29 protein-coding genes are annotated in these 20,580 nt (G+C 33.9%); 4 read left to right on the forward strand and 25 right to left on the reverse strand.

The window, feature by feature from the left end:
• Positions 1 to 207 precede the first annotated feature (207 nt).
• Positions 208 to 390, reverse strand: a complete 183-nt coding sequence (locus EP747_RS22885; RefSeq protein ID WP_129692295.1) for a hypothetical protein — start codon at positions 388 to 390, stop codon at positions 208 to 210.
• A gap of 150 nt (positions 391 to 540) precedes the next feature.
• Here EP747_RS22885 and EP747_RS22890 point away from each other — a divergent pair, with 150 nt between their 5' ends.
• Complete coding sequence (locus tag EP747_RS22890; protein ID WP_129692296.1) at positions 541 to 1,977, forward strand: hypothetical protein; 1,437 nt, start codon at positions 541 to 543, stop codon at positions 1,975 to 1,977.
• 200 nt (positions 1,978 to 2,177) lie between these two features.
• Here EP747_RS22890 and EP747_RS22895 read toward each other — a convergent pair whose 3' ends face one another.
• The 6 genes from EP747_RS22895 to EP747_RS22920 form a co-directional block, all read right to left on the reverse strand.
• On the reverse strand, positions 2,178 to 3,263 hold the full coding sequence (locus tag EP747_RS22895) for a PIN domain-containing protein (RefSeq protein ID WP_165347242.1): 1,086 nt from the start codon (positions 3,261 to 3,263) through the stop codon (positions 2,178 to 2,180).
• A 126-nt stretch (positions 3,264 to 3,389) separates the two neighbouring features.
• Entirely contained in the window at positions 3,390 to 5,543 is a 2,154-nt protein-coding gene (locus EP747_RS22900) for an ATP-binding protein (RefSeq protein ID WP_129692298.1), read from the reverse strand.
• A 13-nt stretch (positions 5,544 to 5,556) separates the two neighbouring features.
• The gene (locus tag EP747_RS22905) at positions 5,557 to 5,976 is read right to left on the reverse strand and encodes a hypothetical protein (protein WP_129692299.1); all 420 of its coding nucleotides are present in this window, start codon (positions 5,974 to 5,976) and stop codon (positions 5,557 to 5,559) included.
• Between the two features lie 11 nt (positions 5,977 to 5,987).
• The gene (locus EP747_RS22910; protein WP_129692300.1) at positions 5,988 to 6,269 is read right to left on the reverse strand and encodes a hypothetical protein; all 282 of its coding nucleotides are present in this window, start codon (positions 6,267 to 6,269) and stop codon (positions 5,988 to 5,990) included.
• A gap of 137 nt (positions 6,270 to 6,406) precedes the next feature.
• Complete coding sequence (locus EP747_RS22915) at positions 6,407 to 6,655, reverse strand: hypothetical protein (RefSeq protein ID WP_129692301.1); 249 nt, start codon at positions 6,653 to 6,655, stop codon at positions 6,407 to 6,409.
• Positions 6,648 to 7,481, reverse strand: coding sequence for a ParM/StbA family protein (locus EP747_RS22920; RefSeq protein ID WP_129692302.1), 834 nt, complete (start codon positions 7,479 to 7,481; stop codon positions 6,648 to 6,650). The genes EP747_RS22915 and EP747_RS22920 overlap by 8 nt, the downstream gene beginning before the upstream one ends.
• Before the next feature lie 142 nt (positions 7,482 to 7,623).
• Here EP747_RS22920 and EP747_RS22925 point away from each other — a divergent pair, with 142 nt between their 5' ends.
• From EP747_RS22925 to EP747_RS22935, 3 genes are all read left to right on the forward strand, one after another.
• Complete coding sequence (locus tag EP747_RS22925) at positions 7,624 to 7,860, forward strand: helix-turn-helix transcriptional regulator (protein WP_165347244.1); 237 nt, start codon at positions 7,624 to 7,626, stop codon at positions 7,858 to 7,860.
• Positions 7,861 to 8,097: 237 nt separating this feature from the next.
• Entirely contained in the window at positions 8,098 to 8,769 is a 672-nt protein-coding gene (locus EP747_RS22930; protein ID WP_129692304.1) for a hypothetical protein, read from the forward strand.
• An 88-nt stretch (positions 8,770 to 8,857) separates the two neighbouring features.
• Entirely contained in the window at positions 8,858 to 9,130 is a 273-nt protein-coding gene (locus EP747_RS22935; protein WP_129692305.1) for a hypothetical protein, read from the forward strand.
• A gap of 186 nt (positions 9,131 to 9,316) precedes the next feature.
• Here EP747_RS22935 and EP747_RS22940 read toward each other — a convergent pair whose 3' ends face one another.
• The 18 genes from EP747_RS22940 to EP747_RS23025 form a co-directional block, all read right to left on the reverse strand.
• Positions 9,317 to 9,496 carry a hypothetical protein gene (locus EP747_RS22940; protein WP_129692306.1) on the reverse strand — a complete coding sequence of 60 codons (180 nt, stop codon included), beginning with the start codon at positions 9,494 to 9,496 and terminating at the stop codon, positions 9,317 to 9,319.
• A 12-nt stretch (positions 9,497 to 9,508) separates the two neighbouring features.
• The gene (locus tag EP747_RS22945; RefSeq protein WP_129692307.1) at positions 9,509 to 10,144 is read right to left on the reverse strand and encodes a DUF4760 domain-containing protein; all 636 of its coding nucleotides are present in this window, start codon (positions 10,142 to 10,144) and stop codon (positions 9,509 to 9,511) included.
• Positions 10,145 to 10,270: 126 nt separating this feature from the next.
• On the reverse strand, positions 10,271 to 11,065 hold the full coding sequence (locus EP747_RS24555; RefSeq protein ID WP_205753862.1) for an N-acetylmuramoyl-L-alanine amidase: 795 nt from the start codon (positions 11,063 to 11,065) through the stop codon (positions 10,271 to 10,273).
• The gene (locus tag EP747_RS22955) at positions 11,046 to 11,429 is read right to left on the reverse strand and encodes a phage holin family protein (protein ID WP_129692308.1); all 384 of its coding nucleotides are present in this window, start codon (positions 11,427 to 11,429) and stop codon (positions 11,046 to 11,048) included. Before EP747_RS22955 ends, EP747_RS24555 begins: the two co-directional genes overlap by 20 nt.
• A 59-nt stretch (positions 11,430 to 11,488) precedes the next feature.
• Complete coding sequence (locus EP747_RS22960; protein WP_129692309.1) at positions 11,489 to 11,743, reverse strand: hypothetical protein; 255 nt, start codon at positions 11,741 to 11,743, stop codon at positions 11,489 to 11,491.
• A 12-nt stretch (positions 11,744 to 11,755) separates the two neighbouring features.
• Entirely contained in the window at positions 11,756 to 12,070 is a 315-nt protein-coding gene (locus tag EP747_RS22965; protein ID WP_129692310.1) for a hypothetical protein, read from the reverse strand.
• Between the two features lie 11 nt (positions 12,071 to 12,081).
• On the reverse strand, positions 12,082 to 13,155 hold the full coding sequence (locus EP747_RS22970) for a hypothetical protein (protein ID WP_129692311.1): 1,074 nt from the start codon (positions 13,153 to 13,155) through the stop codon (positions 12,082 to 12,084).
• A 5-nt stretch (positions 13,156 to 13,160) separates the two neighbouring features.
• Complete coding sequence (locus EP747_RS22975) at positions 13,161 to 14,300, reverse strand: siphovirus ReqiPepy6 Gp37-like family protein (protein ID WP_129692312.1); 1,140 nt, start codon at positions 14,298 to 14,300, stop codon at positions 13,161 to 13,163.
• Between the two features lie 2 nt (positions 14,301 to 14,302).
• Positions 14,303 to 15,163: a phage distal tail protein gene (locus EP747_RS22980; protein ID WP_129692313.1), complete on the reverse strand. Its 861-nt coding sequence runs from the start codon at positions 15,161 to 15,163 to the stop codon at positions 14,303 to 14,305.
• Positions 15,156 to 17,099, reverse strand: a complete 1,944-nt coding sequence (locus EP747_RS22985; RefSeq protein WP_129692314.1) for a phage tail protein — start codon at positions 17,097 to 17,099, stop codon at positions 15,156 to 15,158. The genes EP747_RS22980 and EP747_RS22985 overlap by 8 nt, the downstream gene beginning before the upstream one ends.
• Before the next feature lie 40 nt (positions 17,100 to 17,139).
• The gene (locus tag EP747_RS22990) at positions 17,140 to 17,430 is read right to left on the reverse strand and encodes a hypothetical protein (protein WP_129692315.1); all 291 of its coding nucleotides are present in this window, start codon (positions 17,428 to 17,430) and stop codon (positions 17,140 to 17,142) included.
• Complete coding sequence (locus EP747_RS22995; RefSeq protein ID WP_129692316.1) at positions 17,402 to 17,725, reverse strand: hypothetical protein; 324 nt, start codon at positions 17,723 to 17,725, stop codon at positions 17,402 to 17,404. The genes EP747_RS22990 and EP747_RS22995 overlap by 29 nt, the downstream gene beginning before the upstream one ends.
• 25 nt (positions 17,726 to 17,750) lie before the next feature.
• Entirely contained in the window at positions 17,751 to 18,197 is a 447-nt protein-coding gene (locus EP747_RS23000; protein ID WP_129692317.1) for a phage tail tube protein, read from the reverse strand.
• A 12-nt stretch (positions 18,198 to 18,209) separates the two neighbouring features.
• Entirely contained in the window at positions 18,210 to 18,617 is a 408-nt protein-coding gene (gene gp17, locus EP747_RS23005) for a tail completion protein gp17 (RefSeq protein ID WP_129692318.1), read from the reverse strand.
• Between the two features lie 5 nt (positions 18,618 to 18,622).
• On the reverse strand, positions 18,623 to 19,093 hold the full coding sequence (locus tag EP747_RS23010; RefSeq protein ID WP_129692319.1) for an HK97 gp10 family phage protein: 471 nt from the start codon (positions 19,091 to 19,093) through the stop codon (positions 18,623 to 18,625).
• On the reverse strand, positions 19,080 to 19,394 hold the full coding sequence (locus EP747_RS23015; protein ID WP_129692320.1) for a hypothetical protein: 315 nt from the start codon (positions 19,392 to 19,394) through the stop codon (positions 19,080 to 19,082). Before EP747_RS23015 ends, EP747_RS23010 begins: the two co-directional genes overlap by 14 nt.
• The gene (locus tag EP747_RS23020; protein WP_129692321.1) at positions 19,391 to 19,717 is read right to left on the reverse strand and encodes a phage head-tail connector protein; all 327 of its coding nucleotides are present in this window, start codon (positions 19,715 to 19,717) and stop codon (positions 19,391 to 19,393) included. Before EP747_RS23020 ends, EP747_RS23015 begins: the two co-directional genes overlap by 4 nt.
• A 15-nt stretch (positions 19,718 to 19,732) precedes the next feature.
• On the reverse strand, positions 19,733 to 20,554 hold the full coding sequence (locus tag EP747_RS23025) for a minor capsid protein (RefSeq protein ID WP_129692322.1): 822 nt from the start codon (positions 20,552 to 20,554) through the stop codon (positions 19,733 to 19,735).
• Between the last annotated feature and the right edge of the window lie 26 nt (positions 20,555 to 20,580).

A 20,580-nucleotide genomic window follows, 5' to 3' on the forward strand; every position in this document is an offset into this window, starting at 1 on the left:
CTTATGACCTTTTAAATCAAATACGTCATTTAATAATACTTTACCCAATTATAATAACATTTAAATCAATATAATTCGTTTAAGTTTTTTAGAGTTCGTGAGCATTTTGTGAGCATTTTGTGATTTTTCTAGGTGTGAGACTGTAAGATATGTGAGCAAAAAAAAGACTCCTAAATTTTTCTAGGAGTCTTTATATTTATATATTTATTATTTTTTAATCCAGTTTCTACATATATCAATCTGGTTTTCTACAGATGAAACCTGTTCATCTTTATCTGTAGAAACACGAACATAATTTGCATAATTGCTAAATGACTTGTATAAGTTGACTTTTGAAACAACTAAAGGGGATATAGTTGCATAAGAGATTGTTAAATTAGGCCAATTCAAAATAAATATAGATGCTCCTTCAAAAGGATGATAAATTTAGAAATAAGGATGTTTTTGCCTTAGTTAGAAAATAGATTGTAGTAAATTAAATGGAATAATGATATCCATTTAAAAAATCATTAACAAATAGCTGAAATGAGGAATTTCAACATGGAATATAGGGGAATCAAATTACATGAAAGTGTGAATTTGAACGGAAGTAACTCATGGAGCATATTGAAAGCGTTAGATAGCTTAATTGATTTGATGGAAAAGGAAAAATACAAAATCATAAGCGTTTATAAAAATACAATCGAAAAAAACAAATTTATTTGTTCGAATAATCATGAGTTTGAATTAAGCTCTACGTTCTTACTTTATCGTAATCGAAGGTGTCCAGAATGTAAGGAGCTAAATAAAAAAACTAAAGAATATAGAGGAATTACTGTTCATAAAGATGTTGAATTAACTAAGACGATGAAAGATGGCTTGGTACTTTTTATTGATTTGGTAGAGGAAAAAGGGCATGAAATTAAAGGAATATTTATTAATAATACAACACCAATTGAGATTGACTTCAAATGTGAGCATGGATCTTACGAAGTTCCACCAAAGTATTATAAAAGATATAAAGGTAAATGCGGTAAATGTTCTAAATTGGAAGCAAATGAAAGAAATTTTAATCAAGCTAAGGACAAATTTTATCGTACTCTTGAAGAAAGAGGTCATGAAGCATTAGACCCGTATCAAGGGGCAAAAGTCAAAATACGGATTGATTTTAAATGTGTTCATCCACCACACCCAATTACACCGAACGATTATGACAGATATGGTTGTCGCAATTGTGGGTTCGAAGCAATGGCATTGAAACAATCGCAACAAGCAAGAGAAGAATTTTCTTTGTTGGTTAAATCAAAGGGACATACTTTATTAAGTGATTATATTAATAGTCATGAAAAGGTTTTAATTGATTTTCATTGCGAACACGAACCTCAATGTGTCATCCCAAATGATTATAAAAATGAACATGGCTGTCGTAAATGTGGAGGTACAGACCCGACAGTTGCAAAAGAACGATTTTTAAATGAAGTAAAAGAAGCCAATTATAAAGTTAATGGAGAGTACGTTAATAACAAAACAAAAGTACCGTTGATATGCGATAAAAAACATAATTTTGAAATGACTCCAAATGATTTTAATGGTGGAGCTAGATGTAAATATTGTAAGCGTTCTAAAGGAGAAAGAGCTATTTGCAATTGGTTAGACAAGCAAAAAATAAAGTACGAAATCGAATACAGATTACCTAAAAGGACATGGAAATACGATATTTACATTCCTTCTTTAAATTTAATTATTGAAGTTCATGGGATACAACATTATAAATTTCATAAAAGATTTCATGAAACGAAAGAAGATTTTGTAAAACAACAAGAAACCGACCGTAAGAAGAAAGCTTATGCAGAAAAATTAGGTTATCAATATGTTGAAATAGATTACCGAGAACATAAACAAAACCTTACCTTGGAACGCTTCAAAAAATTCTTCGAAGAATTTAAAACAAATCAACTATTTAAAGTTGAAAAAGGTCAGTTAACTTTTGAGTTTTAAAACTATTATGTTTCTATTCCACCAAAAGTAATATTCAATTACGATCACATTTAGCTGTTAGCAAAAGCACTCCTATTGCTAACAGCTTTTTTTTGCTCTGTTAAAAAAAGACTGTTGATTTTCAAATATTTTGATAAAAAAATAGTCAGTACAGATTTTTAATTTTAGTTAAATATCAACACTTTAACAGAGCCAATATTTTAGAAGAATAATGTTTGATTAATTTTCGGATTAATACCTATTTTCTCTAACTGTAAATTATGTATAGGTTTGTCTTCATCCCTTATCATTATAAAAGAAAAAGGAAGAATTAATTCTAAATTTGTCAAAAATCTTTTTTCCATATATTGACCACCTGCAGTTATCAATAATTCACCAGAAACTATAATTTCTTCTGAGATAATCTCTATTAAAAAGTCTTGTATATCAGTAATGTCTATAGTAATGTCTATATCATTTAGATCTAGCTGTGGTTCTGTATATAATCTACCTAATTCTATCATTGATAAAATAAAATCAATACATAAATGATACACTTCGCTATTAATACCATTAAGGCTTGATGGTTCAAGATCAAAGTATTTTTTAACAAATTTTTCATCAATATTATTTTCTTCAATCCATTTTTGAATTTCTTGTTCTTTTTGTTGTTTTTCTTCTAAATACTGTTTTACCTTTGGATCGTCTTGCGCAAGTTTCATTAATGTTAAAAACGGTTTGAATTCTTTAGTATCATTAAGTAATTCAGGGTGTATATTTTTTTTCTCATCATCATAGAAATCTGCTACATTTTCTGTAATAAAATAGCAATCATTTAGTTTATTTTGTTTTAAATATGATGAATATGTTAACCATGTAGCTGCATCACGAAATTCAGATTTATGTTCTTTAAATGGTTTAATACGATTAACTGATCTTTCTATAAGTTCAGGTAAAATATAATTTGGACAAGGTAAAATTTTTAGAATATTTTCATTCTGAATTTCGATATAAAATTTTTCGAAGTCGTTTAATAACTTTTTAACTTCATCATCAATCTTTTTACTAATATTTTTTTCAAAAAAACCTTGCCTAAAATTATTTAATTTATTTTCCGTTTTATGTAATATTTCAAAACTTTCTTTAACGTTATTTATGAAATGCCTTTTTGTTTCTTTATAAACAATTTCAGACATGTAAAAATTTATGTCCCTAAACTCTCTAGCTAGCTTTAATAGGTTACGATTATAATTTTTTTTAAAAAAAGGGTCTGTAAATGTAACTGTTGTATCTAAAAATATATGCATCTTAGCCTCGCTTAAAGTTATCATTTTTTTATAAAATAGAAAAATATAACAATATAGTATCACATTTTGAATTTAATATTGTGTTTATTTAGTATCGCTTTAATTAAAAAAATGACAAAAAGACTCTCATTGAGAGCCTCTTAAACGTTTAATAGGTGGTAAAGCCATCCTTGAAACAATCGGAACTGTCGTTTGTCCTCCTGTCCTTAATATATTAATTGCATGGTATCTTTTTAATTTCATACATTGCTCTAAATCAAATGGAGCAACTTCTTCTAAAAATGCTTTCCAGGTTTCTTTAGATGTTGGATATAAATGATAATGAGGTAAAGCGTTTTTAATAGCTAATCGTGCATCCTTGCTTATCTGCTCCCAATAATGGAAAAGCCATGTAAAACTAACTCTCCATTTTCTGCTTTCTACTGCCATACTTCGCCACAATGAAGCGCTGCGATTAAATTGATGTGGCTCATCGATCACTACGAAAAACGGAAATTGATCTTCTTCTTTTCTCATCTGCATAGCTAAATTAATCTTAGTCATTAATAAGTTACCAATAATATTAATTTGTTTAGGTGTTAATCCATCCATTTTACTTACATCGATTACAAAAGCTTTCTTTTGGCTTAATATCTTCACAAAATCTAATTCATTTTCACCTTGAAAGCATTCGTTAAGGAATGGATCACCCATGATCATATCTAATCGATTGTAAATCGGCCTTACTATTTTCATTCTCATTCCATCTTTTTCATTTTCATATTGTTCTAATGTGATTTTATGAAGTCCTTCTGGCATTCTTTTAATTGCATCTTTCAAATACTTTTTATCTTCCATAATCTTAAACAGTTCACTCATCTTAGTTGTTTTCATCGCAATAACAAAAGCTCTCAAATAGCGCTCAGTTTGTACTGTATCCTCTAATGTATCCTCAAAGAAAGATAATACTGTATCTTGTATAATCGTCTTACTATCAACGCTGTATTTCGCTTCACACCAATCGAATGAAGGTTTTAACTCTTTGATATTAATAATTTCGTATTCATCTGATTTTAGAACTTTCTTAACTTGCTCTGAAACTTGTTTCTTAGCTGGATCGATGAAAACACCACCAAAACCATTTCGTACAGCTTCTACTAGTTTATTAGCTCCATAACCATCTGTTTTCCCTTGACCCATTCCTCCAATCGTGCAATAAGGCAAACATATCTCATCCCAATTCTCCACTGGCATATAAATATTAGTTTCTACTCCTTTGTAAGTATTTGAGCCTAATAACATTCCTCCCTTTGTTACTGCTGCAGGAATAACTGTTTCAGACATAGTAATGCGCTCTAGGCTATACTTTTCTTGTAATGTAGATCCTGGAAGATACATAAACCTTGAAACTTCTAAACTGCTCATATAGTTAGATTTCAGCAAACCTATTTTTCTATTTTTCATTGATTCAAAGTATTTAGTGTTTCTTTTAATGGGTAGTAATTTGTTATCGCCATCAAATACATTAAAGGCAGTTTCTATAGCTCTCATAAGGATTTCTTTACGCTTTTCCTCGCACTCAATACAAATATTAATTCTTACGTTATATCCTAGGTATTTAGCTTTTTGAAGCGTTTCAGTACGCAATGTTCCATCCGTTAACATATTTGCTCTTTCAGATGCGAATATATCGTGTTTATCTGGAGTGAATCCCATTAACTCAACCATCGTACTATGAGCGCCTAAAATAACTCCTGCTACTCCTTTCATTGTTAAATTAGCCACATCTTTCTTATTGAATCGGAATTTATGAGGCAGTTCTCCTTTTTTAAATCCCTCATACCCTTCTTTCACTCCTACCCCCCAATCAAAATGGAGAGGGATACATAAAATCTGTACCAGGCACTTTTCGTTCTTTTTCATAAGGCCGATTGTTTCTAATAGGTAAACTAACCAATCTGTCCTCCTATCAACTTTTAAAGATAAAAAATAATGGCTTTTATATTCCATGCTTTTCATAGCAATTGGATTAATTTTGTTTAGTGCATCCTCAACAGGTTTAACTGTGATATTAGGAAAGGAGGAAAGCAGAGATTTTTCAGCAAGCTCTGCCATTCCATTATTTGTAGTGAGATTAAATGATGTTTTATTTTTCTCCATGTAGATTTCGTATGAGAAGAAGTTTTGCTCTTTATCCTTGTATCTTTGGTAAGGTGTTTTGTATTGGTTTAAAGATTGAGTAAGATGATCCACTTTATCATTAGTTAGTTTACTATCTGGTATGAGTTGAAAGTGCTTCATATTAACACCCCCCTTAACCTTTAATCGCTCTTCCTACTTCCATTAAAACTGTCATAATACCAGGAGCGAACTGCAAACCAATAAAGCCGATTGCTGCCCATTTAATCATGTGTAATCCTTTATGTTTTTGACCGATCATTATTAAGATACAGCCAGCAGAGATTGTAAAGAAACAAGCTGGATAAGCAAATCCTGCAATTGCTTGAAATAGTGGATCAAAAGCATGAGCTACTCTATCCTGTATGCCAGTAGTAGCAGGAATAACATCTTTAATTACAATGTTATCTGAAGAAGCAGATACTATTTTATTCGCAAAAGTTAATGACGATGCAATAATAGGAGCTGCAATCATTGGAATAGAACTCTTTTTCTCTTTTGGTAATTTATATGACCCATCCATAAAATCACTAAATTTAATTACCTCTGTTTTCATCTTAAGCCCTCCTATATAAGTGAAAGTAAGATATAAGATAATGAACCAACACCAATACATTTAATTGCTGTTTTAGGCATTCCGAAGCAAATCAAGATAAAACCTAACCCTATGATAATAAAACTAAATTTCATACCTAATAAAACATATGGAGCAGCTTTTACCATTGCATACCCTGTAGCTCCTTTTGTATCCTGGTGTAAAATGTGATTACCTAAGAAGTGGCCAGTTTTATCTGCTAACTTGAAAATTCCATCATGTATACCTTTTTGAAGCTTACTAATAATTTCCATGAGTTTTTAGCTCCCTTCAGTAAATAATAAGATAAAGGAGTGATAGTTGTGGCTTTGTTAACTAAGTTAGGTTGGGGAATGGTAATTGGTGGATCTGCTATGGCAGTTTTAAAAGCTATTGGGGATTTTTTAGGATATTAAATAAATTTAGAAGCACTTGGACCTTTCTTTACTGGTAGTTCTACTGGTTTAGGAAGGTCTATTTCTTTTAATGTAGGTGTTTGGATTGGAGTAGTGGGCTGGTTAATGTTGATCCCATTTAATTCTTTTTCGATTAATCGTTTTATCACTTTAGAAAACATCCCTTTGTTTTCAATATAAGCTAATAATTCCATATCAAACTCATCATCAGAGTTAAATGAAACACCTTTAACGATTCTAGCCATTGTTATAAATCTCTTTTGCTAAGTTATAAAAGCCAATAGCGTTTGCATATTTAGGATGAACTAAAGTATACTCGTTATTTCTTTTGTGTACCGGTTGACCTATCTTTGTATTTGGATAAGATTGTTTGATTACCGGATAAATTTTATTTGCAGCACCACCTACTAATAAAACAAAATCATCTTCATTAAAATGTTTTGTAGATTCTGAAACGATCCCTCTAGCTAATGCAGTTAAATCATTACATCTTGTTGAATTAGCACCAAATTTTAAAGTAAAGCTTTGTTTATCGTTTTGCTCCCAATCAATAATAGAAGCTACATTAACAGTACCAGAGCCACAGTCGATAATTCTAAAACTAGAGCTTTCCACGAACCAACCAAAGAAACTTGAAGCACCTTCTACTGCTACTGCTACTTCATCAATATGAAACTCTTTTTCTATTCCGTTTAAAATCACTTTGTATTTTCCTATAAGCATACTTTTTAATTTATCTTTTTCACCTGGCAAGTGCATTTCAATTGGCTGACCTATGACTACAGTATTATGTTTATCATCACTATAACGATGGATCGCTGTAAGGATTCTTAATTTCACATCTTCATTAGCTTTCGTAGCTCCCATTGATCTACGAGGAAAGTTAGATTCTTTTTCTGCTAATTCTCCTACCCAATATGTTTCATTATCATATTGCAACACCATTTCATCCTCGTATGGTGTTACGATTCTGCGCTCCCTAGCATCTCCTAAACAACTATCAAAAGAAAATACTCCTTTTTCTGTTGCCACTTTCACCTCATTATTTCCTGCATCAATTCCTAGCAACATAAGAAACACCTCCTAGATTAAACAAATGTTTTTCTTTTGTTTAACGGTTTAACTTTTGATTAACATTTGTTTAATACATGATATTTCCTAGGTTTTAAAATCTTGCCTGTACTGAAAAAATATTTCTGCTAGAGGAATTATAATGCAATCTGTAGAAGTATTTTCAAGAGGTGTTCTTATGAAACTTAAGAATAGGATTAAAGCAATTTGCGCTGAAAAAGAGGTTAAATTATGGATAGTTGCAGATCATATTAATATGAATCCTACATCTTTTAGTAAATTAGTAAATGGTAGAAGACCTCCATCAGGATTAGAGGTTTTTATGATTGCCAGGTTTTTAGAGTTGCCAGTTGAGGAAGTATTTTATTTAGAAGAATAGAAAAGAGCCTACCGTTTAAAGTAGGCTCTCTTTCTTTTATAGGACAAACTTTGAAACATCTCCGTATGTTTCAATGTATGCCTAAAAAGGCTAAAAATTGCCAGTACAATTTCGATTTAGGAAAACTTTCCCCACCTAACTTTGGTAGATTTTTCAAATTTTAGAGGTAATTTTGTACTTTATAAAGAATATAGTTTAACTAGTATTAAAACTAGATTAAGAAATGGGGACTGGAATATGAAAGAGAGAATAAAAAAACCTTTTTATAAAAAATGGTGGGTTTGGTTGATCGCAGTATTCTTATTTATAGGATTTGTAGGTTCACTCAACGATAATACTGATACTGCTTCAACTACACCAAAAGAAGAAGTTAAGAAAGAAACCGTTAAAAAAGAGCAACCTAAGAAGGAAACACCAAAGAAAGCTGCGCCTAAGAAAGTTGATTACTCAATTAAACATGGTATGTATAAAGTAGGAAGTGACATCCAACCAGGAGAATATGTTTTAATTGCAGATGGATCTGGTTACTTCCAAGTTTCTAAAGATAGCTCTGGTACTTTAGAAAGTATTGTTTCAAACGATAACTTTACTACAGATGCAATTGTAAGTATTAAACCTGGTCAGTATTTCGAGTTTAAGGATGCTAAAGCTTACCCAATCGCTAAAGCTCCTAAATTAGAGCCTAAGAATGGTAAACTACAAGAAGGTACTTATAAAGTAGGACTTCACATCCAACCAGGAGAATATAAAGTGGTGGCAGATGGTACTGCATATGTAGAAGTATCTAAATCAAGTTATCATGGTTTAGAAGATATAGTCACTAATGATAATTTTGAAGGTGAAAAATACATCACTGTTAAAGCTGGACAATACATTAAAGTATCAAGTGCTAGTATCATAGTTAAATAGTTAAACTTACTCCTCTGAAATCTGTGATTGTTTCAGAGGATTTATTTTTGTTATAGTAAGGTATAATTATATCATTTGGAGAAAAATTATGTTTCCACTAAAAAACTACTATGAATCATTCATCAAAAGAGAAATAGTCGGTATGAAAAAAGAAGATGTATTAAAGCGATTAGGTAATTTGTTAGCGTGCCCCGTGATCACTAAAGATACAAAGGAATCTGTTCACGTAAGATTCTTCAGCTGCACTATGGAAATGAAGCCTAATATGGATAGATGGTTAGGTACGATCGCACTGAGGATTGAAAATGGAATTGTAAAGGAATCGGCCATTAGTGTTCCAGAAGATAAAAAAGAGCCCTAAGTGAGAGGAGATCATCTTAAGGCTTAAAGCAGAAAAGCGAAAGGACTGACTACTAGTCCCTTCGCTTTTATTTTACCATTTACCTTTTAGCTCGTTAGATGTTACAAATTTAGGAGACATATGGATATAAGATAAAACTACAAAACCCAGTGCCTTAATATTACAGGGTTTTGTTATATTTTCTTCTTATGAAAGTACTTTTTTTACTTTAATATATTTAAATAAACTATTATAAATCTTAGAGAGACTATTTTTTTCACTAGCTTTATGGGAATTACTAACAAACTCCGTTTTTAATGTAAAGTCTAAATTAGATAACATTCCCACTAATTCTTCTTTTGATAATTTCATTAATTCTTCCTTCATTTTTTATCACTCCTACAAACCTATAGGTTTTTTAAACTTTTGTTCCCCAATGGTGTTCATTTTTTTCTCTGCTTCTAATTTTTCAATTTTAGCTTTTTCTGATTCAATATTTTTCTTCCAATCTTTATATAGCCTAATTAAATTTTCAAAAGGAACTCCATTTGATGATCTTTGGACTGAAATATATACATGTTCCCTTTCGATAAATTCACAAAACACTTTTGCAACTGGAGTAAAAACGATCTTTTCATCAGAGACACCATTTAACATTGCTGTACTAAAAAATTCCAATTTATTTATTAGATTCATTATTCCTTTTGATTCTTTCACTATTAACTCAGCTATCATTTCTTTATCAATATGCCTATCCTCAATATAAAAATTACCGTCAAAAAGATGATTATAACTCTTAGGATTAGGCAATTCTTCTTTTAAATCATTTTGATACTGTGCACAATAAGGCAGAAAATCATCAGAAAAAAAACTTAAGTATTCTAAACTTTTTTCAACAGCTGCTCTTTTGTTTCTTACTTGTAAATCAGTTTTCAGCAATTTTAACTGCTTTATTCCAATTATTACTGTTGCAACTAGTGCTATACCGCTAAGATTGTATAATACTTGAATGATTTCTTTTAAGTTTCCCCACACTTGGAATTTCCCCCATAATAAATATATAGCTAGTTTATAATAAAGATTACCACTTAAGTTCTGTAATTTCAATTTTTTTCCAAATGAATCTTAGTAATTTAAATCTGCCATTATAAAACCCTCCCCCTAGTTAAATAACTTAGCCCATGTTTTAGGGCCAACTTTTCCATCAACAGTAAGTTTGTTTTTCTTTTGAAAGTCTTTTACTGCTTTTTCTGTTAATGGTCCAAAAATACCATCCGCTTTAAGTCCGAATTTAATTTGAAATAATTTAACCCCAGAACTTTTCGTGCCTATTTGTAATATTCCGCCTGGATAAACTGGAGGTTTAGGAGCAGGCTTTACAACTACTGGTTTAACTTCTGGATTTGGAGGATTAAGAATTAGGCCTACTTGGTTTTTAAAGTCCTCAAACTTAGAAGGATCATCAATAAATGGTTTTGGGCATGGTTTATGAGTTACATCATAATGTCTTACAATATCTTTTTCTGTTAATTTATAAGTCTTACAAATTTCTGCGGCTACTTGTACTGTTCTTTCAATTGTTTCTGGCGCAATCGTTCCGTCTTTTTCCACGCACATTTCAATGCCAATAGAATAATAGTTTGCATTAGGTGCAATTTCTTTTATACCTCTGTATGGCTCATTAGTTTCTTCATCTATTTCCCATACATCATTAGCATGATAAGCCACTTCATTTAATGGAATAATACAAGTAGCACTATCTGAATCGACAAAAAGATGAGCTGAAGCGTATCGACTTCCACCACCGTCTGCACCATCAAAGAATAGTTGTTCTCTTTCATCGGTTGCGCCTGGATCACCTGTCCAGTGTAAAACGATTTTCTTCACACCTTTTAACAATAAACCAGGTCTAGAGAACTTGTTTTTAATTACAAAGTCATTTTTCCACGCTGTCATTTTGATCCTCTCCTTTATCGAATGAATTTAATTGGTTTTTTACTTTTGCAGGGAGAATTACACCGATAGCTTTTAAATTCTCTACAATGCTCCCACCTTCTTTATAGATGAATAGAGTAAACGTGAAACCTGTTAAATAGAAGTTAAGCCCTAAAAATATATCAAGACCCAATACAAATACAATTCCTACTAATTCACCGATCCACCGAATAATCCCATCTCTCATTGTTCTCGATTTATATTCTGAAACGCCTTTCCAGGTCTTTAAAAGTCCAGTTATGAAATCTAGAACTTTTACAAGAAAGTAAAATAACAAAGCCCCTTGAATTAACTTTGGTAACATATCTATAAAATCAATCTCCATAATCTACCTTCTCTCCATTAAAATAGGCCTGTCAGTAAACAGGCCATAAAAAATACACCTTACATTACATCGTTTGTAGGTGCAGACATCGGTAAAACTACTTCTTCAGTTATTAAGGCTACCGTTTCATCATACTGTTGTTGAGTAATATAATTGCGTTCTAACGCTTCAAGAATTTGACCTCTTGTAAAGTTCTTAGCTGCGTAATTTTCAACAGGTGTATAGTACTCGGCAGGGATGTTTACTAGCTTCTGCTTTCCATATAAATAAATATCCCTTGCATACGGCCCTATACGAAATGTAAATACTGTCATGTTGTTATCCCCCTATTGACCTAAAGTTGTTAGAATATAATCCATAAATGTTTGCATATCATCGTTTTGCTGCATTACTTGCTGTTTTAACGCTGCGTTTTCTTCCTTTAGAGCCTCAAAGTCTGATTTAGCTTGAGGTTTATTTTGAATTTCTTCTAACTCTTCCTCTGTGATTGTTTCAACCCAAACACCATCTTTAAAAACAGGTTTGTAATTTGGTTGAGGCAATTCTAATTCTGTACAATTGGACGGGATAGGCCCATCATCTCCAATTATTACTGGCTCAATATAATTACCATCTTCATCATATTTATATACTTGTCTCATACTAGCCCTCCTTAAGAGTCGATAAAGAATGAAATTCCATTTAATACAATACCCGAAGTTGCTCCAGATGTTTTTGTAATAAGTATCATTTTCCCGTCAATACCAACACTTATTAAAGCAGTTTGCATAGCTACCGAACTCGCAACAGGTACTAAAAAGTTTAAAGCGTGAGTCGCTGGTCTGTATAATGCAGGTAATGTTGCGATTACTGTATTATCTGCAACCATAGAAATTTCACCAATTATTGAAACTAGGTTTCCTACTTTTGAATATCTTGGAGTTCGTCCGTTATTAACGGTTGTGTTTTGTATAGTTAAATTGGCCCATGAAGCTGTTTTATCGTTAGTTAGCTTAGCCCAACCCTTCCATGTTCCTAAATCACAGTAATTAGTATACATATTGTTATTCGTATCTATAGCAAATACCCATCCAGAATTAGAAGAAGTGAGATGGGCCATACCCCTAATACTCGCAAAAAATGCAGGATTGTTAGTTGCACCAGAGATATTATAAAACGTATGGATTCCTTTACCGTATGATAAAAGAATTGCTAAAATATCATCTGAAAGGCTTGAAGCGTTAATTTTTATGCCACCTGAAGAATCTATAATATAGTTTGAATTTTTAACGAAAAATCGTTCATCTGTTACGCTCATCGCAGAGATGGATGTCACACTAGTTCCAACGTAAATCTGAGCTAGTGAAATCTCCCATCTTGAGCTATTTTGCGTAAGTGCAGGCGTAGCAGGTGAAACTGCTGGAGTGCCTTGTAACACTGCTAATTGAACTGTGTTTGCTGTCCAATCCAGTCTAACTACAACACGATCTATTCTAGGGTTTGTCATATCTGCTGTAGCAATTGATAAAACTTCTTCAGCATCAGACTCGAAATAATGACCTTTTAACCATGCAGCTCCAGATTTAACTCTGACTGTCATCCCTGCCGAGTTAGCATAAACCGATAAATCGTTTAACACATCTCTTATTACTCCAGTTGCTAGCCAGTGTTGAGCCATCTTTGACCACATAGCTTCTGTAGCGTTTGCCCCTTGTCCAGAGTCAAAAGGGAAATAGGTTTGAGTCATGGTATTTATCTCCTTTCTAAGTGACTTATTCGATCATGAAACTTTTCCAATCTCGTAAAAATTCCAGATGCTTTTTTACTTGTAGCATCGGGAGTGCCTAGAGTCGGCACTACTAACGATCCATCTTGATTTAATGAAAGTTTAATTTCTCTTACAACATCTGTTATCTTTTGTACATTTGTAATATCGTTTGCATCTGCAAGAATGACAGAAACTATATCCCCCACATTATAATCCGCTCCAAAGGCTAACATTTCAGTATCAATTGGCGTGATACTCAAACTCATCTTTTCAGATTTTGAAGATAATTCTTCATCCAAAGACTGAGTTAATTCAACTGTATCCGATGTATCCCTACGATCCAAAAACGTTTCAATTCGTCCATAGTTAGAGATGCTTTCAGAATCAGCTTTCTCAAGTATGATTCTATCCTTACCCTCTCCACCACCACCGACGATTGCATAGTTAGCTTCTGGATCTTCTGTTGAATACTCAAACTCTAATAAATTACCTTGTAATGGACTGAAAACAGCAATTTTTGATTTGTCAGTAGGTTTATATACTTGAAACTCTAGAGCATTGTTTTTCTGTACAATTCTGAATCCTAAATCTCCACCCACAAGAGCTAATGAAGTAAATAACTCAAGGAGAGTATGGTATCTAGCTCTACCTGTAACTGAAAAACCTAGTCCAGTATCGGCTTGAGTAGTAATCTCAACTCTCCTCTCTGAACTAGCATTTGCACCTATATTTGCATTTAGAAAAGCTTTCATAACTGTTTCAGCTTTTCCTGTTCTTACATCGTAATCACGATAAGTAAAAGGAAAAATATTATTTCTAGGAAGGGCTAAATTTCTTTGAAGTAAAATCATATCATCGAAACCATTAACCGTTAATTTGTCTTGGCCTCCACTCCATTTTCTATTCCTGCCAGTAACAGGGCCAGAAAGGAGAGGCTTTCCATCTTTATATACTACGATTCCAGATTTCTTCTTTACTAACTCTTTAGCTGCCTCGCAATTAGTCGGTAATTCCAAAACCCATGTACCTGGAGCATTAAAACGAATGATCGCCTCAAAGCTTTGGAAATCTTGTATTACTGCCACTCTATTAAAATATTGATCTCTCACATAAAGTTCATACATAATCAAGGACTCCAATATCTAGGCGTATAGGATAGTTGTACAGATGAGTCTGTCGTAGCATTAGACATCTCAATCCTTATGCTGTTTTGACCAGGCTGTAAAGCCCAGAACGATGAATCATCAGACTGTGAACTAAATAAATTTGTACCATCTGTTTTCTTAATCGATTTCTTAAGAGGCTTAGTATTAATAATTAACGTTTCACCTATTGAAAGTGTCGTATTTAGATTAATAACTTCGCCTGTCGTTAAATTACGAATAACAATTCCATCTCCAGGCCCTTTAACAATCCACTCTGGATAGGTTTCTACATCTCCACGATTATTGATTGCAATATCTGCAAACACTGTAGAAGATGATAAACGTAAAGGGAAGAAAGGAAAGAATGTAGCAGGCTGTCCTGTGGTAAACGTTTGAACGACTGTACTTGAGTCATACCAGAAAGGATCAAACGCTCTAAAGGTTAGTAAAGTTTTTTGCCACAGAATACCACTATTCTCTTGCCCCTCGTCTCCTTCAAAACCTCCCGTATAACGACAATTAAGCACCCTTTGGCTTCCATCGGATGATACAACTTTAATCTGTCCATCTCGCTTTAATGGGTTAACCATTCTTAAGGTACTTCTTACCAGGTTTCTTAGTTCAATTTCAGAACTTGCTTTAATAAACAATGGGATGTCTATATCCCTTGGTTTAACTTTAAAAGCTCTTAGTACTGCTCCAGGCTGCAAAGGGATTTCATCCTCCACATACTCGATAGGAGGCATGAACTTTCCTCGCATACCTAATAGCACTTTCATATTTGATGTATCGAAAGAATATTCAGTGCCATTAGCATCAATCCAATAAGTTTTATCAGCCATATAGCACCTCCATTCTTTGGAATTGTCTTACTATATCATTTTCATCTATGACTGCCTTTTGAGGATAGAAATTAAATGTATTACCAGACTTAGCATAGTTATTAGTTGTATTGCCACCTAATGTTGGTAAAGATACTAAACCAGGCATATAATTTTGTACCATTGGAGTGGCTTTATTGATACTTGTAACAATTGGCCCTCCAAAGTCTAACTTATCGAGATCGCTTAAAGGCCCTGTTTTAGCAGGAGAGAATGGTAGGAAATCTCGAACCTGTCCAGCTACTTCACTAATTTTAGATGTGACACTTGAAACCATTGATCCGATACCTTTGATTAATTGCTCCATGAAGCCCTTACCAGCGTTATAGAAAGATGTTGACATCTTTTCAAATTCTCCACCGATTGACTTTCCAATACCTCTTACAACGCCTAGTAAAGCAACTACTCCTATTTGGGCTGCATTACTCAAGAACTCCCATGCACCTTGACCAATTTTCTTTATGTTATCCCATGCGCCTTGCCAGTCACCTGTTAAAACGGAAACGAATACTCCAATAATTCCTGCAATAACTTTTACAGCTCCAGAAATAGCACCTTTAACATTCTCCCAACACGATGTAACAACAGAGCTTACTATGTTCCATAAGGTTTTTAGTGTTTCTACCGTTGTTTTTACGTTATTTACAACATAGGTTTTCACGAAATCCCAAACCGTTTTAGCAATCGTTTTAATGTTCTCACCGTTTTGTTTCCAGAAGTCTTTTAGGCTTCCCCAAATCTGTTTAGCAAAACTAACTATAGCGTTCCATGTCGGGATTAAGACAGAGTTTAGAACATAATCCCACGCTTTAATAGCTGCATTTTTTATAGCTGTCCATGCCGTTATGACATTATCTCTAAAGGTTGCATTTGTTTTCCATAGATAAGTAAACAGTGCTGTTAGACCAACAATCGCAGCAGCTACGATCCATACTGTAGCACTCATAGCAGCAAGACCCGTAATAACTGGCCCAATAAATACCCATAAACTAGATAAAGCTGCTTGGAAGCCTGCAAATAATCCTATCCCTATTGCTAGAGGTGATAGGAGTAATGTGAGTATTGGAACGAGCATCATTATTCCTTGAATGAATTTTGCTAATGTAGGATGTGCTTCATTAAACTTGATGATGATTTGAGCTATTGCATTGATGAATCTAAAAACAGGCTTCATTACAGCAGCAAATGCTTGGATCATCGGCTCAAATGCTTTTTTAACATTCTTGCTCATTGTGTCAAAAAGCTGTTTGTATTCTTTATCTGCTTTCATAGCTCCTTTATGTAAAGCGCCATATAAAAGAGCAGAACCTACAGCAGCACCCATAGCAACCATTTGAAACCTCATTAAACCTTGAGTAATCATCATCTGCATATCTCGAAGCTTCTTCATGTTTGCAGTCGGCCCTAATAGTCTCAGTGCAAGCACAGCAGCATTACCATTATTGGCAATTCGATTCATAGCACCAGCAACAGCTAATCCTGCACCGTTTACTCTATACATCGGGTTTCTCATCCGTTTATAATTTTCAGAGATACGTTGAGCTTGGGTTGTCATATTCATCATTGTGCCAGCTGTCATTAATAAACTACCTCTTAGATAGTTATTATTGGCAATCATTGCATCCGTAGCTGCTTTGTGTTCAGCTCCTAAACGCCTAACATCATTCATGAATTGAGCATTAGTTCCTCGGTATGAATCCATAGTCATTCCTAAGTCCATAAACCTTGCTCTGACATCTTGCACCTGCGCTTTAAAAGGTAACATTGCAGCCCTAGCTGTTCTCATCGCTGCTCGCATTCGTGCAGAAACAATATCGGCTCGCCTTGCTACCTCGTCCATGCCTCTGTCGTATTCGGATGTATCTACCCCGACAATGGCCTCCATTCTTCTTTCCATGATCTCACCTCGCTTTCATAAAAAGAAAAGTAGCCATTGGCTACTCGTCCATACTATCAAACTCATTTTCTAGTTCTTCAGCTCTTTCACTTGAAACCTTTTGCATTCCAGGCTTTCTAAACAATTCATAGTTTTTACCTTTCTTAGCAGATACATAGCCCACTTGGAAAGCTGCCTTAATGATTTCATAGTGTTCTTGCCTACCCTCATCAATCAACATTAATTCAAAAGGCGTAAGCTCCCAAAACTGAATGGGATTGACTCCATTTTTACCACATGAAAGAGAATAAAGCTTTTCTACATCAAGCTTTTTTTTCTCCTTCAACGGCACTGGGTTTATCTCCGAACGTTCCCTCAATTGCTTGGCCCATCTTATCAGCTAGATAAGCGAAACCATGTTCAAAGATAACATCGTCCATAAAATCCCCTACTGCTTCTAGAGTAAGTTCTTTATCTTCCCATTTAAGGCCTGCATAAAAGATTGTACGCATTACTTTAAATGTTGGATTCTCAGCAGCATCTATTAAGCCCATTCCTAATTGTTCCTCTACCTCTACTACTTGGTTAGTTCCGAAGCGCATGTGGCGCTCTTTATCAGTTGTTGGAATTGTTACGATACGTTGCATATTTTACCTCTCCCCTTCTAATTTATTAAGTTAGTGGCCCGTTTCCTTCAACACTTACAGAGTAAGTAGCTTCTTTTTCATAAGGTAAATCAGTATTAATTTTAGTGATAATACCCTTACCAGCTTTCCAAGATACAGCCGAACCTGTTCCAGTACCATCTGAGATACGAATATTAATATCCTTATCTTGATCGAATGCAGCAAGTAGTGCTACATAGCCTGCTTCAGATTTAACAAATAGTGAATCGAATTCGATTGACCATTCTTTTAATCCATGATCCTTCTCTTTGTATCCATTTGCAGATGTTTTAGAAGTAGTTTCAATAGCATCTTTTGAATACTCAAGGCTTGCATCACGTTGCCCACCTACTTTTGTCCATACAGGTGCAGCATCAGTGCCAGTATTTATATCAACATAGAAGTATCGACCATTAGATGCGCCTGCAAATGTTTGTAAGTTAAGTTTTAACATTGGTTATCCTCCTTAAGAATCTTTATATAAATGAAAGCGAACCTGTACGATGCCATGATAAATAATTACATTATCAGACAAGGTAACACGATTCGCATCTAACTCCTTACTAACTTCTGCTAGCTCTAAACCATTACGACAAACAGTAAATCCCGTTACAGTGATTTGCTGATTAACTAGTTTAGTAATGATATAATCGTTCATCTCTTTTACTTGTTTAGAACCCGAATAATTACTATAGGCGTGAATTGTAAGAACATGTTCAGAAAGTTGCTCGCCTTTTGGATCGTTCCTGTTTACTGTTTCATCTCCAAGCAGTATGTAGGGCATCTGGATTGGGGTAGAAACATCATCATAAACTGGATACGCTCCAGTTAACGCATTAAATACAGCTTTCTGAAGCTCCACTGAAGCTCCCATTTAATTCACCTACCTCTTATAATTTTTTCTAGTTCTCTTTCAAAGCGAGGACGAATATAGTCAAAGTTTTTAAAGAAAAATGGATGAGTTTTTTGTCCTCGAGTTAAGTAAAATTCTTCTCCGTTAATGATAATGATCGGGAAATTGTATTCTTTGCTGCCTGCTGCACGTTTAGGAAATACCCAAGGTGTTTTCCTTCCGTTACCTTCAACAGCGTAAATACCAGTACCAAATTCATTATAGATGGCATGTTCTTTATTTGTATAAACATGACCTACAAACCCATCGTTCGTAAATTCGTGATCGATACTCCTACGCAAATCACCATCATTAACAGGTGCATCTTGTTTAATTCGTGTTTCCATCGCTAATGTGGCGTTTTTAACTTCTTCTTTTATTGCAGCTTCCATTTCTGCCTTTAACTCGCCTACACTTTTCTTAAATTCTCTTACGTTATTAAACTCAAACCGTAACATGACTGCCGTTTCCTAACGTATAAGATGTAATCTTTCCAAAGTTCTCAATATCTGCAATTTTAAATCGTTCCCCATTGATCTCTACAAAATCCACATCGTTTGGAGGTTGTGCTCCTTTTAAATAAAACTTAGCTTCTTTTGTAACGTTAACCCTGGTTGTTTTTTGGTTTCTTGGGTTTTCAACACTAGATAAAAAGCCATAGCCAGTAAATACTGTTACTTCTGGCCCTTTAGTACTGCCCCCAATCCCATCTGAAACCCTTGTATATTTTTTAAAAACTGCTTTAGCATCTGTTTTCATAGCATTCGCAGCCTACCCTGTTTACTCTCTGTTGCATTATTCTTTAAATAGTTATCGAGTGTTTCTTTATACGGATCAAGTAGATTGCCAGAGTAAATTGTGGTAATTGTATCAATTTTTTCCTCAGAAATTCCTTCAGAACGTAATCGATTAAACCTGGTAATACTAATTTCATCTACAATCCAAGTTAATGAAGTAGGAACGGTAGATAATCCAAGATACTCTCTAACTAAAGAATTAGCATTGTTAATAATGATGTTTAATACATCATCTCTACTATTGTCTGATATACCTATCAAAGTCTTTACTTCTGTAATTGGCATGTAATCACCACCTAATTATAGGTATTTATTAATTTCTTCTGAATATGGAGCGACCGCACATCTGCAATTAGGATGGTATGGGTTACTAATAAAGCTCCCTTTAAACTTAAGCAGTCCACTGTCCATTGTCATTTTTTCATTGTCTAATGGCCCACATTCTTCACATGTGCGCTCATCGTGCCTAGTAAGCCATACGACTTGTTTAAGTCCTAGCTGGATGTAAGAGTCCATACTAGCTTGATTAATCACATGAGCCGATTCTGTGCGTATTACACGCTTAGTATCTCTCATGGCTAAGTTTAATTTGTTCTCAAGGTTTCTAGACATAACATCAATCGACTGGCCCTGTATAAAGCCTCTTACTAATGTCTCTCTTAAACCATTGATTAGTGCTGTTTTGTTATTCCATATTCTTGAAGAAAAGTCTGCGCCACTCCAAGGATAGTAAATTACTTTCTCGATGGCTTTCTTATTAATCTTTATAAGATTCGACTTCAAGCCAATGCCTTTATAAAACTCATCAATCGATTCAAATGTTTGCTCATAGGCATCAATTAATAGTTCTTGATTCGCTTCTATCTCTTTCTGACCAAGCCCATTAATAATATCTCTTACCTGGCTTTCTAAAGTTACCATTCGATGATATTTACTCATCTCTTGATAAGTTAGTTCGCCTTGTTTGGAATGTTTAGCATAAAGCGTTCCTATTAAGCTAATAATCTCTTCATAAGCAAATGAATAATAATCAGTTAATATTGCGCTTCTTTGTTCAATATTGTTATAAACGTTCGCAGTTAAATTACCTATACGCTCGTTCCAATACTCTTGATCTTTCAAATGGTTTCCCTCCCTTTACACATTAA

It is taken from the genome of Gottfriedia acidiceleris (assembly GCF_004138285.1).
In the GTDB taxonomy this organism is placed as follows: Bacteria; Bacillota; Bacilli; order Bacillales; family Bacillaceae_G; genus Gottfriedia; species Gottfriedia acidiceleris_A.